At 53.7% G+C, this 16,435-nt stretch carries 16 protein-coding genes; 4 read left to right on the top strand and 12 right to left on the bottom strand.

The features are described 5' to 3' along the window. Positions 1 to 65: 65 nt before the first annotated feature. The 12 genes from atpB to ndhC are packed head-to-tail and all read right to left on the bottom strand — an operon-like array spanning position 66 to position 10,935. Positions 66 to 884 carry a F0F1 ATP synthase subunit A gene (atpB, locus tag QGH09_00445; GenBank protein HJO16657.1) on the bottom strand — a complete coding sequence of 273 codons (819 nt, stop codon included), beginning with the start codon at positions 882 to 884 and terminating at the stop codon, positions 66 to 68. 24 nt (positions 885 to 908) lie between these two features. Beyond that, on the bottom strand, positions 909 to 1,253 hold the full coding sequence (locus tag QGH09_00440) for an ATP synthase subunit I (GenBank protein HJO16656.1): 345 nt from the start codon (positions 1,251 to 1,253) through the stop codon (positions 909 to 911). A gap of 10 nt (positions 1,254 to 1,263) precedes the next feature. Next, complete coding sequence (locus tag QGH09_00435; protein ID HJO16655.1) at positions 1,264 to 1,524, bottom strand: AtpZ/AtpI family protein; 261 nt, start codon at positions 1,522 to 1,524, stop codon at positions 1,264 to 1,266. Positions 1,525 to 1,566: 42 nt separating this feature from the next. Next, positions 1,567 to 3,045 (bottom strand): NADH-quinone oxidoreductase subunit N, encoded by a 1,479-nt coding sequence (locus tag QGH09_00430; GenBank protein HJO16654.1) that lies wholly within the window; start codon positions 3,043 to 3,045, stop codon positions 1,567 to 1,569. Between the two features lie 3 nt (positions 3,046 to 3,048). Next, entirely contained in the window at positions 3,049 to 4,596 is a 1,548-nt protein-coding gene (locus QGH09_00425) for an NADH-quinone oxidoreductase subunit M (GenBank protein HJO16653.1), read from the bottom strand. Between the two features lie 54 nt (positions 4,597 to 4,650). After that, a complete protein-coding gene (nuoL, locus tag QGH09_00420) occupies positions 4,651 to 6,798 on the bottom strand; it encodes an NADH-quinone oxidoreductase subunit L (protein ID HJO16652.1) in 2,148 nt (715 codons plus the stop codon). Positions 6,799 to 6,825: 27 nt separating this feature from the next. Then, entirely contained in the window at positions 6,826 to 7,134 is a 309-nt protein-coding gene (gene nuoK, locus QGH09_00415; protein HJO16651.1) for an NADH-quinone oxidoreductase subunit NuoK, read from the bottom strand. Positions 7,135 to 7,148: 14 nt separating this feature from the next. Next, entirely contained in the window at positions 7,149 to 7,664 is a 516-nt protein-coding gene (locus QGH09_00410; protein HJO16650.1) for an NADH-quinone oxidoreductase subunit J, read from the bottom strand. A 13-nt stretch (positions 7,665 to 7,677) separates the two neighbouring features. After that, positions 7,678 to 8,697, bottom strand: a complete 1,020-nt coding sequence (gene nuoH, locus QGH09_00405) for an NADH-quinone oxidoreductase subunit NuoH (protein HJO16649.1) — start codon at positions 8,695 to 8,697, stop codon at positions 7,678 to 7,680. 4 nt (positions 8,698 to 8,701) lie between these two features. Next, the gene (locus QGH09_00400; GenBank protein HJO16648.1) at positions 8,702 to 9,826 is read right to left on the bottom strand and encodes an NADH-quinone oxidoreductase subunit D; all 1,125 of its coding nucleotides are present in this window, start codon (positions 9,824 to 9,826) and stop codon (positions 8,702 to 8,704) included. A 43-nt stretch (positions 9,827 to 9,869) separates the two neighbouring features. Beyond that, on the bottom strand, positions 9,870 to 10,556 hold the full coding sequence (locus QGH09_00395; GenBank protein HJO16647.1) for an NADH-quinone oxidoreductase subunit C: 687 nt from the start codon (positions 10,554 to 10,556) through the stop codon (positions 9,870 to 9,872). A gap of 22 nt (positions 10,557 to 10,578) precedes the next feature. Continuing rightward, a complete protein-coding gene (gene ndhC / locus QGH09_00390) occupies positions 10,579 to 10,935 on the bottom strand; it encodes an NADH-quinone oxidoreductase subunit A (GenBank protein HJO16646.1) in 357 nt (118 codons plus the stop codon). Between the two features lie 386 nt (positions 10,936 to 11,321). Here ndhC and QGH09_00385 point away from each other — a divergent pair, with 386 nt between their 5' ends. The 4 genes from QGH09_00385 (at position 11,322) to QGH09_00370 (ending at position 16,319) form a co-directional block, all read left to right on the top strand. Beyond that, the gene (locus QGH09_00385) at positions 11,322 to 12,212 is read left to right on the top strand and encodes a VWA domain-containing protein (GenBank protein ID HJO16645.1); all 891 of its coding nucleotides are present in this window, start codon (positions 11,322 to 11,324) and stop codon (positions 12,210 to 12,212) included. Next, positions 12,209 to 13,168: a VWA domain-containing protein gene (locus QGH09_00380; GenBank protein ID HJO16644.1), complete on the top strand. Its 960-nt coding sequence runs from the start codon at positions 12,209 to 12,211 to the stop codon at positions 13,166 to 13,168. The genes QGH09_00385 and QGH09_00380 overlap by 4 nt, the downstream gene beginning before the upstream one ends. Before the next feature lie 15 nt (positions 13,169 to 13,183). Next, a complete protein-coding gene (locus QGH09_00375) occupies positions 13,184 to 13,438 on the top strand; it encodes an aminotransferase class III-fold pyridoxal phosphate-dependent enzyme (GenBank protein ID HJO16643.1) in 255 nt (84 codons plus the stop codon). A gap of 301 nt (positions 13,439 to 13,739) precedes the next feature. Next, positions 13,740 to 16,319, top strand: coding sequence for a DPP IV N-terminal domain-containing protein (locus QGH09_00370; GenBank protein ID HJO16642.1), 2,580 nt, complete (start codon positions 13,740 to 13,742; stop codon positions 16,317 to 16,319). Positions 16,320 to 16,435 lie beyond the last annotated feature (116 nt).

The following is a 16,435-nucleotide window of genomic DNA, read 5'->3' as shown; positions in this document are numbered from 1 at the left end:
GACCACTGCCTCCTTAAATCGAAGAATGACATCAACCCGTCGACCAACTCTTCCACTAAAAGACCTTACGCTGACGCAGGTGCCATCGCGTCACCACGTGCATGAACTTTCTCATCATGGTCCCGGTCATGATCGTGGTCAACGGTCACGGCACCCTGTAGATAAATCATTGTCAGCATGACAAAAATGAACGCCTGCAAACTACCAGTGACGATGCCGAGCAACATCATCGGCAAGGGAATAATAAATGGCACAATCGAGAACAAGATCAAAATTACTAACTCTTCACCGAAGACGTTCCCAAATAAACGTACAGATAGCGACAACACTCGTGAACAGTGACTGATGATCTCAACCGGAAAATAGATCGGTGCAATCCACATCGGTGCGCCTGGTGGCGCGGCGAAATGCTTGATGTACGCAACCACACCCTGTTCCTTCACACCGTGAAAGTGATAGTAAACAAACACCGTGATAGCACATCCAAGAGTCACGTTAATGTTACTCGTGGGGGCCATTAGTCCCGGCACAAGGCCGGATAAGTTGCTCAGGAGGATGAAGAGACCAACCGTTCCGACCAACGTTGCATACCGCCGACCTTTCGGCCCAACGATATCTTCGAGCAACCCATAGAGAGCGCTGAGGCCACCCTCAAGGAGCAGTTGAACGCGTCCAGGGTGCTCAACACTCAAGCGCGATTTGATCAGCAGACAGCCGACCATAACCGCCAAAACAATAAGCCCGGAGATGACTAGGTAATTCGGAATGACGTGCTCGGCGTGACTCAGGTCGAACCCTAGCAGGCCAAGGAGCGCAGCAATAAATGGCCCGAACACGGCGTTAGCAGTATCAACGATCCACAGGGGGTGTTCGAGTTGTTCCATACCTTAAAATCTCAGCCAAGACAGTCACGAAGGAACTTGACGTCCGACCAACGCCCGAAAACCTTCGAGCGCCACACCCACCACGATCGCCGATACCCCAGCCAGTAAAGCCAGTGGGGGCAGGTGCAAACGCGCAATCGTAACGTACGCTATTCCAGCGAGTAAAGCGTATCGACCAAGAATACGCACCACGAACCACCCGATCGCCATCGGGCGGCCTGCTGGTGACGTTCCTAACCGGCTGACGCTACCTTTGATCATCCAGTAGCTAAACGCCACGAGACTGGTGCCCACCATTACTCCAACCGCTGATGCGACCTGTTCCGATACAATCCACGCAGCAACCGCGAAGAGTCCACAGGCGGCCACGGAATTGCGTTCAATCCTGCGGAGACTCGGATCGTGCTCCCTCATCGTCACGTAAGTAAGCGGTGGATACCCTGATCACGTTGAGGACACCAGCAGCGACACCCAGAAAAAAGAACAACAGGAATCCCCAAGGAGACGAGCCGAGCCAGCGATCCACCACGTAGCCAGCGCCGGCCCCCATGACAACCGCCAGAACGAATGACAGCCCCACGGCACTTAGTGCGCCGACTGTGCGAATAGTGCGCCCCTGAGATTCACCGAAACGCCACATGTACTGACACCCGTGCGACTACGACAGATGCGCCGATTCAGATTAAAAAGAGGACACACCCATCCCGGTAATCACACCCCCGAGTGACTGTGCCGAGGACTCGGCAAGCTCGAACAGCGGACCAGGATATACCCCAAAAATAACAGCACCAACTAGTGCAACGGTCAGAGCCAGAGCCATGGCCGGACTTGCAACGATTGGCGAACCTAGGGTCTCTTCCCTCAGCCACATGAACACGACGACCCGAACGTAGTAGTAGAGCGAGATGGCACTGTTGATTACACCGATAACGGCGAGCCAGATGTAACCCGACTCGATTGCCGCACTAAAAAGCCAGAACTTTCCCATGAAGCCAGCCGTCGGCGGAATACCGCCGAGCGATAGCATGAAGAACAGCATCGCACAGGCCGCCACCGGATATCGAAAATACAGTCCGCTCAAATCCTTCAACTCGTCGCCCACGACGTCACGGCGACGAAGCATCACGACCACAGCGAATGCTCCTAGCTGCATAAAGACATACAACATCAAATAGATCATCAACGCAGTGACACCACGCGACGAATTCGCCACCACTCCGATCAAGATGTATCCTGCGTGCGCGATTGAGGAGTATGCCAACATCCGTTTAATGTTGCTCTGCGTCAAGGCTGCCAGGTTACCGAACGTCATCGTGACAACTGCGAGCACCCAAAACATCGGCTGCCACACCTCAGCCAAAAATGGTAAACCCTCCATGAATATCCGCAGTAACATCGCAAAGGACGCAGCCTTCGACCCAACGGACAGAAATGCGGTAACCGGCGTCGGTGCACCTTCATAGACATCAGGGGCCCACATGTGGAACGGGACTGCAGCGATTTTGAATCCGATGCCGGACACAACCAGCACAACCGCAACAATTAACAAGGGGCGAGATTCCCCGGTTGCCACCACCGTGGCCAATGCACGGAGGTTGGTCGTTCCCGATAGGCCATAGAGCATTGACATGCCGTACAGCAAGATCCCCAGTGAAAACGCTCCGAGTAGAAAATACTTTACGGCAGCCTCGTTAGACCGGCGGTTCGGCTTGAGAAACCCAGTCAGGATGTAGAAGGCCACGGCCATCGTCTCAAGACCGATGAAAATCGTGACGAGATCAATGCCACTCGCCATAAACATCATGCCGAGCGTGGCGCAGAGAATTAGGAAATAGTATTCCCCAGCGCGCAACCCCTCGACCTCAAGATACGACGACGACATCAAGACGGTTACGAGCGCAGTCAGTAAGAAGACAAGCTTGAAGAAGAACGCGAATCCGTCAATAGCAAGGAGACCACGAGACGCAAGAACATCGACATCACTGAACGGCAAGAGTGTCAGCGTAGTCGCCAGAAGAACGCCGATCGTTACCCATCCCAGCAACGGCCGCTGCTGCCGAGATGTTACAACGTCGACCACGAGGACCAACAGCGCACCGCCCGCAAGCACCAACTCGGGCAGGATGTAATAGAAATCCGCCGCAGAGAACCCAGGTGGCATCGTCTACTGACCTCTCACCTGCATCTCGACAGCAGCCTTAACATTTTGAGGCGCGTAAGTCGAGTTGACGTGTGACATGACATACGTCACGGACGATTCGAGGCGATTCAGGAACGGGGCCGGATACAGACCGATCCAAAACGCGAGCACGATCAAAGGCACAAAGGTAGCCACCTCGCGCGCGTTTAGATCGGGCAGCGATTTGTTCTTCGGATTTTCAATAGTACCGAACATCGTGCGTTGGTACAGCCAGAGCATGTAGGCTGCACCCAGTACGATGCCGGTTGCCGCCACGGCTGCCCACATCTTGTTGACCACGAAAACACCCTGCAAAATCAGAATCTCTCCGATAAAACCGTTCAATGTTGGCAGTCCGATCGATGACAAGGTCATGATTAGAAAAATCACGGCATAAACCGGCATCACTTTTGATAGCCCGCCGTACTCGGCGATCTCCCGCGTGTGTCGTCGTTCATAGACGATGCCAACGATCAGGAAAAGCGCGCCAGTTGAAATACCGTGGTTGAGTTGCTGAACGATGCTCCCGGTGATGCCGACAGGCGTCAACGCAAACATTCCAAGCATCACCAGCCCCATGTGGCTCACCGAAGAATACGCAACCAATCGCTTCCAATCACGTTGCGCCAAAGCAACAAGTGCGCCATAGATAATCCCAATGATCGACAGCGTGACGACCATCGGCACGAACGTTGCAGTTGCCTCGGGCAGAATCGGCAAACTGAAGCGAATAAACCCGTAAGTGCCCATTTTTAACAGTACGGCCGCCAGAATTACTGAGCCGGCTGTCGGCGCGTCAGTGTGTGCATCCGGAAGCCAGGTGTGAAACGGAAACATTGGCACCTTGACGGCAAAACCCAAGAAGAGTGCAAGAAACACCCACCATTGCAGATCGACAGGAAGGTCCAATCCGTGGAAACGCGTAATATCGAAACTGTAGATGCCGGTAATCGCCTGGTGCTCAAAATAGATTGCGAGAAGGCCAAGTAGCATTACAACGCTACCCACAAGGGTGTACAGGAAAAACTTAATCGCGCTATACAGCCGGCGGTCGCTACCCCAAATTCCGATGAGAAAGTACATCGGAACCAACATAACCTCCCAGAACAGAAAAAATAGGAGGGCGTCAAGTGCGACAAAAGCACCGATCATTCCTGTTTGAAGCAGTAACAAAAAGACGTAGTACTCCTTCACGCGTTCGGTAATCGCTGTCCACGAAGACAGAATCGCAATCGACCCCATCATCGTCGCGAGCAGTACGAGCAGCGCGCTGAATCCATCAACGCCCAAAAAATAATCGGCCCCAATTGATGGGATCCAAGACAGGCGCTCTACGAATTGCCATTGAGTGCCCCTAGGTTCGTACCAAAACCAGAGAGGCAGTGATACGAGGAAACCAATTCCCGCAACGATGTTCGCTATCCACCTGATTTTTTCTGTGCTCTGGTGATTCACGAATAGCAGGACAATGGCGCCGGCCAGCGGCGTGAACAAGATTAGTGATAACAGAGGAAATTCAGCTACGTTACTCATAAAGCAACCACGTGGGGACGCCTACCGGCAAAAGGCCGGTACGATTACACCCCGTCAACCAACCAATAGATACAAACTCACGAACACGAACACCCCAATTAGCATGGTCAGCGCATAGTTCTGAATCAATCCAGTCTGAATACGACGAAGACTGAAGCTCGATTCTGAAGCCGACCAGCCCACAAGATTTACCGCACCATCGACAACGTAACGATCAAACAATCCCGAACACCAGGAGGACACAAGTGTAAGCCAGCTACTCCCATTGACGGCACCGTCCACCACGCGACCATCGAAACGCCAGAGTCCTCGGCCGCCAGACATCGTGCCACGCACAACAGTACCCTGGTACATTTCGTCCACGTAATACTTGTTGAACAACAGTTGGTGAACTCCCGCCCATCGCGCCTTCCACGCTCCAGCTAATTCTGGCTGCTTGAGGTACAGGCGATGGGCTAGCGCCAAACCACCGAGCGCGACAAAAATCGAGAGAATCATCAGACCCAATTCCACCGCATGTGAGACCTCGTGTTCTGCCCCCGCTCCCGCCAGAGCAACACCACTGGCTTCACCGACCTCATGATCGGCACTAACTACAAAACTCGGCTCCAAAAAATGCTCGATCGCATTACTGCCGCCAAGTGCCGCCGGTATTCCCACGAAACCAGCCACTATCGCGCCGATCGCCAAGGCCATCAGCGTTCCGGTCATTGGAGCCGGAGATTCGTGTGGACCGTGCCAAGATCCGTGGCCATCGTTGGCATCTTCCCCAGCATCAGCACCGTGATGGTCAGCCCCTTCGTGGACCACAGCGGCCGATTTCCAAGCCGGACCCCGATACTTACCGTAAAACGTCATTGCCATCAGCCGGAACATATAGAAAGAGGTCATCCCTGCAGTCAAGACTGCTATCACCCATAGCGCCCGGTTATGTAAAAAGGTCTGGAAGAGGATTTCGTCCTTGCTAAAAAATCCCGCGAACGGCGGAATGCCAGCAATCGCTAGCGTCCCGACCAACATAGTGACAAATGTGACCGGCATATACAGTTTCAGCCCGCCCATGGCTCGCATGTCCTGCTCTTCATCCATCGCGTGGATAACCGAGCCACTTCCCAGGAAAAGCAGCGCCTTGAAGAATGCATGCGTCATCAGGTGAAACGCCGCAGCCCCAAACGCACCCACCCCAGTTGCGAGAAACATATAGCCCAATTGTGACACTGTCGAGTAAGCAAGTACACGCTTGATATCAGTCTGCAACAAGCCGATTGACGCCGCCATCAAAGCGGTGAGTGCACCGATTATCGCCACGCCCGTCATCACCATGGGTGCGTGCGTAAAGAGCGTAGCAGTGCGGCACACCATGTAGACACCAGCCGTGACCATTGTCGCGGCGTGAATAAGTGCCGACACTGGCGTCGGCCCCTCCATGGCATCTGGCAACCAAACATACAGTGGAATCTGGGCACTCTTCCCGGTCGCCCCGATAAATAACAAAAGACAAATGAGCGAGATAACACCAAACCCCGCGGCCTCAATCGGCATTGCCGCAGCGGATACCATCACCTCTTCAAAATCAATGGTTCCGAACGTAAAAAACACAAGAAAAATACCCAGGACGAAGCCCCAGTCTCCGATCCGATTCACGAGAAAAGCCTTTTTCCCCGCGTCGGTCGCACTCTGTTTGTGGTACCAGAATCCGATCAACAGATAGGAACAAAGACCCACGCCCTCCCACCCGACGAACATGACAAGGAAGTTGGAACCCAACACCAGTGTCAACATAAAGAAGCAAAATAGATTCAGATAACAGAAAAACCTCGCGTAGCCTGCCGCCGATTCTCCATGCATGTATGACGTCGAGTACAAGTGGATCAGAAGGCCAATGCCGCTAACGATTAGGATCATCATGCCTGACAAAGGATCCAACCGGAAACCCCAGTCCACAGCGAATTCCCCGATCCCACCAGCGGTCTCCAAGGGAATGGCCGGAATCCACGGGGCCACGACGACAAAATAGACACGGGCCTCCGCAGGCAATGCAAGTAACTGGACAAAGGCATAAATCGACAGAAGCGCCGCCAATGCCATCGAGGTGCATGCAACAAGTGCGGTTTGGGCCTTAGAGAAGAACCGAATCCCAAGTAGACCAGTCACCGCAGCGCCGATGCCAGGTAGCAAGGGAATCAGCCAGATAATTTCCATAAGAGGTTCTTACACCATTACGTGATGTTACCAGCGCATCACGTTCATTTCGTCAATGTTCACCGTTTCCTTATTACGGTAGAAAGCCAGAATAATCCCCAAGCCAACTGCCGCTTCGGCAGCTGCCACCGCGATAACAAAAATGGCAAATACCTGCCCCATCACATGCTGCCATTGCTGCGAAAAGGCCGCTAGGTTGACGTTAACCGCGTTCAACATCAGCTCGATCGACATAAAGATAATGATGATGTTACGACGCACCATCACGCCAATCACCCCAATCATAAAAAGGGCTGATGAAAGTACCATGTAATGCGCTGGAGTGATTTCGAGCACGACGTTTTATCCCTTTACAATTCCCGCTTTGCCAGCACGATCGCACCAACCATCGCGACAAGCAGCAGTATCGACGCAACCTCAAATGGAATCAGATAGTCCGTGTAGAGCAACCAACCAACCTGCTCGACATTGCCGCCCTCGACCGTCTGTCCCGCAGCGGCGACGGCAGGTGCGGCAGGGCTGGTGGAGGTGTACACGATTATGGCTACGAGTTCGGCCAGCACGGCACCCGCCACAGCCAATCCAAGCCGTGCCTGTCTGCGCGGGTCTTGATGAACCTCGGGAGGCCGCTTCAGATTCACGAGCATAACAACAAACAAATACAGCACGACGATGCCGCCGGCGTAGACCAAGACTTGAATGACTGCCAAGAACTCCGCGCCCAACATGACGTATAACATCGCAACGAGGAGAAAGTTCATAACCAGAAACAGCACGCTGTGAACAGTGTTTCGGGTACTGATAACCAGCACTGCGAAACCCAAAATCAAGGCCGACAAAACATAAAAAATGACCGCTTCGCCCATATCACTACACCGCCTACAACAGCACCTTCGCTATGCCCGTCACCACAACGTTTCCGATTGCGATGGGGATAAGCACCTTCCAGCCTAGCCGCATCAACTGGTCGTAGCGGTAACGGGGCAAGGTTGCCCGAATCCAGAGAAAAATGTAGAGGAATACGAAGGTCTTAAACAAGAACCAGATCCACGATGGTACCAAGTCAAGGAAGCTGAGCGCCTCCACACTGGGAAACGGCCTGAGCCACCCACCCAAAAAGAGTGTGACCGCCACACACGAGATGACGATCATGTTTGCATACTCAGCAAGGAAAAACAGTGCGAACCGCATACCACTGTACTCAGTGTGGAAACCGCCAGTCAGTTCCTGTTCAGCTTCCGGCATGTCAAATGGCGCGCGATTGGTTTCTGCAAGACCACCGATGAAGAAGATGACGAATGCTACCGGTTGTACGAACGCAAACCACAGCCCAGCCTCGCGCTGCGACTCAACAATGCCGACCATGCTAAGTGTACCAGCCATCAGAATCATGCTGACTAGCGTCATCGTCACAGCAACTTCGTAACTGATAAGTTGTGCTGACGCACGAAGGCTCGACAATAGCGGATACTTACTGTTCGACGCCCAACCCGCGAGGATGATGCCGTAGACGCCCAACGAAGCAACTGACACGATATACAGCAAACCGACATTGACGTCGGTAATGTAAAGCGGCACAGACCGACCAAAGAGCTCTACCTCTGGGCCGAAGGGAATAACCGCGAAGACGATGAGAGCCGGCACCATCACAATGATCGGTGACGCGGTAAAGACCCAGCGGTCCGCACGTGTGGGCGTAATATCTTCCTTCGTCATCAACTTGACGGCATCAGCGATCGGTTGCAAGGCGCCGTACGGACCCACGCGCATCGGGCCTAGCCGCGACTGGACCCAGGCGATCACCTTTCGCTCGAGCAGAACCATATAGGTAACAGCTATAAGCACTGCATTTAGCAGAATGACGATCTTGAGAAGCGGGACCACTAATGTGTCGACCATGATTTCAGCGGTCCACCTCTCCCAGAACGATATCTATGGACCCAATTAGAGCCACAACGTCAGCTACCAAGTGTCCTCGGATGAGACGACGTAGACCTTGCAGATTACAGAACGAGGGCGGGCGCACACGGAATCGATAGGGATTCGTCGATCGCCCATCACTAGCAATGAAGAAACCTATTTCGCCTTTGGGCGACTCGACAGCGTGGTAGGTCTCCCCCGCTGGTGGCTTGATAAGCCTAGGCACCTTGCCAACTATGGGCCCCTCGGGCAACCCATCTACGGCCTGTCGGATGATGCGAAGCGACTGCCTAAACTCTTCGAGTCGGACGAGGTAGCGATCGTAGGTATCCCCCTCAGTCCCAATAGGCACTTCGAAATCAAATTCATCATAGGCTGCGTACGGCTCATCCTTACGGACGTCACGAGGAACACCAGACCCGCGCAGCGTGGGTCCACAAAGACCCATTGCGATTGCCTCGGGTCCGTCAATTACACCAATGCCCTTCGTGCGTTCTAGCCAGATTCGATTGTGTGTGAGTAGTGTCTCGTACTCGCCAAGCTTGGAGTCCATGATGTCGCAGAACTCACGAACCTTCTTGTCCCAACCTGGCGGTATGTCGAGGGGCAGTCCCCCGATACGCGTCGCGTTATACGTCAGTCGCGCTCCGCAGTACTCCTCGAACAGGTCGAGGATCAGCTCACGCTCGCGGAAGGCGTAGAGAAAAACTGTCATGGCGCCGATGTCCATGGCGTGGGTTCCAAGCCATAGGCAGTGACTGGCAATCCGCTGGAGCTCCCCTAAGATCGTCCGGATATATTGTGCGCGACGTGGAACCTCGACCGACATCAGCTTCTCCACCGTCTCGCAATAACCAAGATTGCTAGAAGCTGCAGCCACGTAGTCCATACGATCGGTCAGCAGGATGATCTGCGACCAGTCACGATTCTCGCAAAGTTTTTCAATCCCGCGGTGGAGGTACCCGACAACAACGTCCGCATCAACTACGCGCTCACCATCAAGGCGGAGCACGATCCGAAGCACGCCGTGTGTACTGGGGTGCTGTGGCCCCATGTTTAGGACCATCTCACTTGTGTCAAACATCGGACGGGGAGCCTCAATCTTCATTACTGAGGTGCCCTCCCAATCATCCAGTCCAGAACTTTAGACGTCACTCGATCTCCGCCTCATCACGTATATTTTTCAGACGTAACCAGTCCTGAGGATTCTCCATAAGTAATTCACCAGGGCCTTCAAGGGGGTAGTCCTTACGCTGAGGGTGCCCCTGCCACTCATCAGGCATCAACAGGCGACGTCGGTCCGGATGCCCGACGAAATTCACGCCAAACAAGTCGTAGACTTCCCGCTCCAGCCAGTTAGCCGCAGGCCAGATGTCCGTCACCGAGGGCACAGGCTCATCCTCAGCAGCGTGCACTTTGATTCGCACCCGATGACGATGTCGTGTTGAGTACAGGCAGTAAATGACATCAAACCGCTGGTCTCGCGGCGGCCAGTCTGTTGCTGTTACATCCGAACAATAGTCAAATGCAGCGTCAGGCGCGTCGCGCAGATACTTAACTACATCGAGAAGAGAAGACAAAGATACAATCACAGACCAGTCGCCCACCCAGTAGCTCACTTTCTGAATAGCAGTTCCGTGAGCGGTACGGAGTTGGGTCAAAAAGTCTGGCTCGCTTACATCCTCGGGAGGTGCTGGATCCGCGGGACCCGTCGGCGCGGCAGGCGGAGCCTTAGGCTCAGGCTTCGGGGTCGAGGTCGACGGCACCGGTGAAACCTTTTGGGGCCCAGCCGATGGCGGCGGGTTGGTTGGTTTTTCTGACTTTGATTCGTCAGACATCAAATCCTCTGTGTTCAGGCCGCTACACCCACTCCAACGCACCCTTACGCCAGGCGTAGACATAACCCACGACGAGAATGAACAGAAACACGATCATCTCGATTAGCCCGAACAGGGCCAACTCATCCATCATCACCGCCCACGGGAACATGAAGACGGTCTCCACATCAAAGATGACGAACAACATTGCCACGAGGTAAAAGCGGATACTGTACCGGTCTCGTGCGTCAGTCTCAGGCTCAATCCCGCACTCGTAGGGCTCGAGCTTCACCTTGCTATGTCGCTCGGGATGCAACAAACCAGAAAGAAGCAGGGTAAAAATCGCAAAGCCAATGGCGACGAGGACGAAGAGGAGAATCGGAATGTAGGCTTCGAGCATGATGCCCTTAGACGAACCTAGCTAGGTCGGAGAGTCTGATACCTAGTACTAACTCAGTCGACTCTACCCGACCAGACCACAACTATCGAATGATCTAATGGAGTTTCGCACGACACGATTGCACTACGGGACACTCAAACGCAACTCCGGTTAGCCACAAAGAAACACGAAAACTGCGCCGAGTAAAACCCGCTGTTTATAGCATGCGTACTTGGGGGTGTCAAGAAACAGGGGCCGAACAGGGGTCCGTGAGCGATCTCGACAACCTCTTCTTTTCCAAGGAGTTTCGCCCGTTCGTCGACCTTGACCTTGTGAAACCGCGAGACCTATACTGCCGAGATGACCGTCGCTCAATTGACGCAGTCAAACTGACCTAGGACAAGTTCATGAATGCCCGATTAATGATTCGTTTTGTCATTGTAGGTGCCGTGTTCACCGTTGGCTTCGCCGTTTCTGTGCTTTCCGAAGCGACCCAAGCGCAGGAACAGCGCATGTATGTCAGCGTACAAGACGAAAACGACCACCCAGTCGTTGACCTCACAGTTAGCGACTTTGTTGTGCGTGAGGACGGCATCCTCCGTGAAGTGCTCCGGGTGCAACGAGCTACCGAACCAATGCAGGTGGCCCTGCTTGTCGACAACAGTTCCGCGGCCGCTCCATATCTTCGCGATCTTCGTGATGGCCTCGGCGAGTTCGTTAAACAGATTTCCGGAGATCATCAGGTGGCGGTGATCACGTTCGGGGATCGGCCCACCATCGTCAAAGACTACACGTGGGACGCCACTGAGCTACAGCAGGCCGTGGGTAGGATATTCCCGCGGCCTAGCAGCGGCTCACTTTTGCTTGATGCGATCTACAGCGCCGCCCAAGGACTGGAGAGACGCGAGGCAACGCGCCCGGTAATCGTCGCGGTAACAGCCGCAGGTATTGAATACAGCAACCGCCCCTATCAAGCCGTGCTCCGCCTTATAGAGAGTGCTGGCGCAACATTCCATACCGTGGTGATGACGACGGATGGTGCTTCATTCGACACAGGCTCACGATACCGAGACATGGTGCTCGACCGAGGCACAGAACGGACCGGGGGGCGCCGAATTGACTTGTTGCGGGGACAATTCTTTCGTGAGGCCCTAAACGAGATAGCGGAAGAACTTCTGTCACAGTACTTGCTGGTCTATGCCCGCCCAGACACGTTGGTACCGCCTGAAGAGATCGCGCTGTCAACAACCCTCCCTTCGTTGACTGTCCGAGGCCGGTCCGTGGGACCATTGCAATGACTCGACATCGCCGTCGACGTGATCTCACACTCTTACTAGCGGTGGTAGTTCTAGTAGCAGCGAGTGCAGAGCCTCCAGAAATACAGACGCTGTCGGCCCAGTCTCAAGTACCGTCCTTCAGAACTGGTGTGGATATTGTGTCGGTAACCGTCACGGTTACCGATGCCTCCGGTCGTTATGTTACCAACCTCGAACAGGATGATTTCGCAGTTTACGAGGATCGAATACTGCAAGAACTTAACTTCTTCACACGATCACAACTCCCGATCGCGCTCGCGCTCCTCATCGACACCAGCGCCAGTATGGAGCGTCGGATGCAGACGGCCCAAGAGGCTGCTATTGGGTTTGCATATCGACTCCGCCCGCAGGATCTTGCATCTGTCATCGATTTTGACAGTCGCGTCAATATCCTCGAGGACTTTACGAATGACGGAGCACGCCTCGAGCGTGCGATCCGACGTACCGCCGCTGGTGGCTCAACCTCGCTACATAACGCTGTATATATTTCACTCAAGGAACTGAGTAAGGTGCGCGCACGAACACCCGATGAGATTCGTCGGCAGTCGATCGTTGTCTTGTCTGATGGCGAGGACACCTCTAGCCTAGTGGCATTCGACGAGGTGCTGGAACTGGCAAAACGTTCGGAGACGGCAACATACGCCATTGGACTCCGCACACAGGAGAACAGCAGAGGCCGGGGATTCCAGGAGGCGGGGTACGTGCTTCGACAATTGTCTCGAGAAACTGGAGGACGGGCGTTTTTCCCTGATTCAATCAGTGAACTAACCAGTATTTACAGTCAAATCGCGGATGAGCTCTCAAGTCAGTACACCATCGGCTACGCTTCTAAGAATCCTGTTCATGACGGAGGGTGGCGCCAGATCATCGTGCAGACAAACCGACCAGGTACAACCGCGAGAACAAAGCTCGGCTATTACGCACCCACCTCACCGTAAGCTAGCGGATGATTCTTGTGCGACCAAAGTGGAGTTCTACTCATCTTTGACGAGGTTATCTCTGGTTTCCGAGTGGCATTAGGTGGTGCCCAGACCATCTTTGGCGTCAAGCCTGACCTAACTTGCCTCGGAAAGATCATCGGGGGCGGATTACCAGTTGGCGCCTATGGTGGCCGCGAAGATCTCATGACCCATATCGCGTCCGATGGGCCTGTATATCAGGCGGGCACCTTATCGGGTAATCCGCTGGCGATGACTGCTGGAACCTAGACACTTTCAAGGTTGTCGGAACGGCTGTATCACCAACTGGCCAAGTTAGGTGATCAGCTTGCCGAGGGACTGGCTGAGGTGGCCTCTGAAGCCGGAGTCCCACTGCGTGTCAACGGTTTCGGTTCGATGGTGACACCCCTCTTCACAAACCGCCCCGTGTGTAACTACCGGTCAGCCACCGATGTAGAGTTATAATTCCACACCATCCGTGACAAAAAGATCTCACCACAGCACGCTCGTCTCGACTGTCAAGCCTATTTTCGGAGCGATCGCTTCACCTTCTTTAAACTAAGAGGACACTATGACACGTCATGCGTGGTTTTGCTTCCTTCTCACGTTGAGTCTCACCACGACGCCTCTGATTGGCCAAGAAGACAACCGTGTGGCCACCGCAAACTACCAACTAGCAGCCCGTTTTGCTCCTTACAAATTAAACAGGCTTATTTACAGCACCACGGTCACGCCTCATTGGATCGAGGGGAGTGACCGGTTCTGGTATGAGTGGGAAACCTCAAACGGCAAGTCATTCTATTTGGTCGACCCAGCACAAGGCACTAAAACAGCCGTCTTCGACAACGACCGAATTGCTGCTGAATTAACCAGGCTAACGAAGGACCCTTGGGACGGACAACACTTGCCGATTCGGGGAATCAGATTTATTGACCAAGACACACTCCAGTTTGAGGTTCAATCGTCACAGGATGAAGAGCGTGATGAGGTTGGGAACCGAACCGAGGAAGAGCAGGACCAAGAAGATCAGAACGATAGCAACGGAGTCAAGGCCAGCAAGAAGCGGGTCTTCCACTTCGAGTACGACGTGACTACCAGAACACTTCGGCAGCTCGAGAACTGGGAGGGCCCTGACAACCATCCAGCGTGGGCTAGCGTATCACCTGATGGCAACACGGTTGTGTTTGCACGAAACCACAATTTGTACGCGATGACCGGTGAGGCCTACCAACAAATTCTTGAGGCTCGACGCGGGAAGGACGAGGACGAAGCCAACGAAGCTGAAGAAGGCGTTGAGGTAAGTGAAACTCAACTCTCAACAGATGGAGAAGAACATTACAGCTACGCCGATCGTGATCGTGGTGATACTGATACGGAGAAGGCGAAGAACAGGGAGAAGCGCAAGCACGCTAGCATCTCGTGGGCCCATGACTCTCGGTACTTTGCGATCGTTCGGCTCGACCAGCGCCAGACAGGCGACCTATGGGTAATCCACTCCGTGGGAAACAGACGCCCAGAACTCGAAACATATAAATACGACATGGCCGGGGAAGAGAAGATCGCGCAGCGTGAAATTCGGATTTATGACCTTGAATTGAAGCGGATGATTACAGTGGGCGCCGACAGGTTCAAGGACCAGCAGGTCGGCATCTGGAACGATCGGAGGTTCGAATATCCCGACAGCGATGAGCCAGAGCGTGATCTCTGGTTATCGGATGCGTCGAGTGAATTGCACTTCTGGCGTCAAAGTCGAGACCGACACAAGGTCGAAGTTTGCGTCGCTGACACCGTTACGGGAGAGGTACGCGTTCTGTTCGAAGAGGAACTTAATACCTACGTGGAAACTCAACCGCTCGAGCGGCTGGCATCCGGCGACTTACTCTGGTGGTCAGAACGCGATGGCTGGGCACATTTGTACCGCTATGGTCAAGATGGTATGCCCAAGCGTCAATTAACCGAGGGTGCTTGGTCCGTCCGACGAATCGTCGGCATTGACGAGGCTGCGGGTGTTGCCTACGTCATGGCAAACGCCCGCCAGCCCGAGGAGGATCCGTACTATCAGCACCTGTACCGAGTAAACCTTGACGGCACTGGAGTCGAGCTACTTTACCCTGGAAACTTCGACCACCGAGTCTATATTGGCGAGTCAAATCGATTCTTTGTCGACAACTACTCGCGAGTAAATACGCGTCCCAGCACAGCACTCGTTAGCGTCGACGGGAAGAGGGTCCTGGACCTAGAAGAGGCTGACTTCTCACAGCTCATGGCTGCTGGATACGAGTTTCCCGAACCCTACAGTGTCAAGGCTGAGGACCGCATCACCGACTTGTACGGCGTCATGTATAAACCGTTTGATTTCGATCCAACGAAAAAATATCCGATTATTGAATATGTTTATCCTGGACCCCAGACGGAATCGGTGTCAAAGTCATTTTCAACTAACCGCTACGAAACAGCACTTTCACAGTTCGGCTTCATAGTGGTCACCGTGGGCAACCGGGGGGGGCACCCGGCTCGCTCGAAGTGGTACCACAACTATGGCTACGGGGACCTTCGTGACTATGGCCTCGCCGACAAGAAAGTCGCGATTGAACAACTGGTAGACCGACACGAGTTCATTGACCAAGACCGCGTGGGTATTTATGGACATTCAGGTGGAGGATTCATGTCGACAGCCGCTATGCTCGTCTACCCTGACTTGTTCAAGGTCGCCGTGTCGTCATCTGGTAATCACAACAATGATGTCTACAACAGCTTTTGGTCAGAGAAACATCACGGCATCAAAGAAGTCTTGAGTGAAGATGGTGAGGTGAGTTTTGAGTATGACATCGACAAGAACTCGGACCTTGCACAAAACCTGCAGGGGCATCTATTACTCACAACGGGTGACATCGACAACAACGTCCACCCAGTAGGGACGTTGAGAATGGCAGAAGCGTTGATCAGGGCTAATAAACGCTTCGACTTCTTCATGTTTCCAGGCCAACGCCATAGCTATGGAGACATGGGAGACTACTGGTTCTGGTTACGTGCAGAGTATTTCGTGGAACACTTACTCGGCGATCTCCACTGGGATCCGGATATCAAGGAATTGAATCTCGTGAGAGATGACGTGCCTGCACCAGCACCACCGCGGACCCCACCGGAGTGAACTACAAGGTCACTCACCTGCTTCGTTCTGAAGTTATATCTGGTGAGTTAAGCGCCGCTATTTCGATAGACGTGAAACGTGAACTCGACACTTCACACACCCTATGACAACACCGG

It is taken from the genome of Vicinamibacterales bacterium, from assembly GCA_036012125.1.
Classification (GTDB): Bacteria; Acidobacteriota; Vicinamibacteria; order Vicinamibacterales; family UBA823; genus UBA11600.
The sequence above is the reverse complement of the archived record's forward strand: the minus strand, read 5'-3'. Positions and strand labels throughout refer to the sequence as shown.

What these genes read in the sequence shown, in the direction of transcription:
- atpB (HJO16657.1), bottom strand. Translation starts at nt 884, where the DNA reads ATGGAACAACTCGAACACCCCCTGTGGATCGTTGATACTGCTAACGCC.
- QGH09_00435 (HJO16655.1), bottom strand. Translation starts at nt 1,524, where the DNA reads ATGTGGCGTTTCGGTGAATCTCAGGGGCGCACTATTCGCACAGTCGGC.
- QGH09_00430 (HJO16654.1), bottom strand. Translation starts at nt 3,045, where the DNA reads ATGCCACCTGGGTTCTCTGCGGCGGATTTCTATTACATCCTGCCCGAG.
- QGH09_00425 (HJO16653.1), bottom strand. Translation starts at nt 4,596, where the DNA reads ATGAGTAACGTAGCTGAATTTCCTCTGTTATCACTAATCTTGTTCACG.
- nuoL (HJO16652.1), bottom strand. Translation starts at nt 6,798, where the DNA reads ATGGAAATTATCTGGCTGATTCCCTTGCTACCTGGCATCGGCGCTGCG.
- QGH09_00410 (HJO16650.1), bottom strand. Translation starts at nt 7,664, where the DNA reads ATGGGCGAAGCGGTCATTTTTTATGTTTTGTCGGCCTTGATTTTGGGT.
- nuoH (HJO16649.1), bottom strand. Translation starts at nt 8,697, where the DNA reads ATGGTCGACACATTAGTGGTCCCGCTTCTCAAGATCGTCATTCTGCTA.
- QGH09_00400 (HJO16648.1), bottom strand. Translation starts at nt 9,826, where the DNA reads ATGAAGATTGAGGCTCCCCGTCCGATGTTTGACACAAGTGAGATGGTC.
- QGH09_00395 (HJO16647.1), bottom strand. Translation starts at nt 10,556, where the DNA reads ATGTCTGACGAATCAAAGTCAGAAAAACCAACCAACCCGCCGCCATCG.
- ndhC (HJO16646.1), bottom strand. Translation starts at nt 10,935, where the DNA reads ATGCTCGAAGCCTACATTCCGATTCTCCTCTTCGTCCTCGTCGCCATT.
- QGH09_00385 (HJO16645.1), top strand. Translation starts at nt 11,322, where the DNA reads ATGAATGCCCGATTAATGATTCGTTTTGTCATTGTAGGTGCCGTGTTC.
- QGH09_00380 (HJO16644.1), top strand. Translation starts at nt 12,209, where the DNA reads ATGACTCGACATCGCCGTCGACGTGATCTCACACTCTTACTAGCGGTG.
- QGH09_00370 (HJO16642.1), top strand. Translation starts at nt 13,740, where the DNA reads ATGACACGTCATGCGTGGTTTTGCTTCCTTCTCACGTTGAGTCTCACC.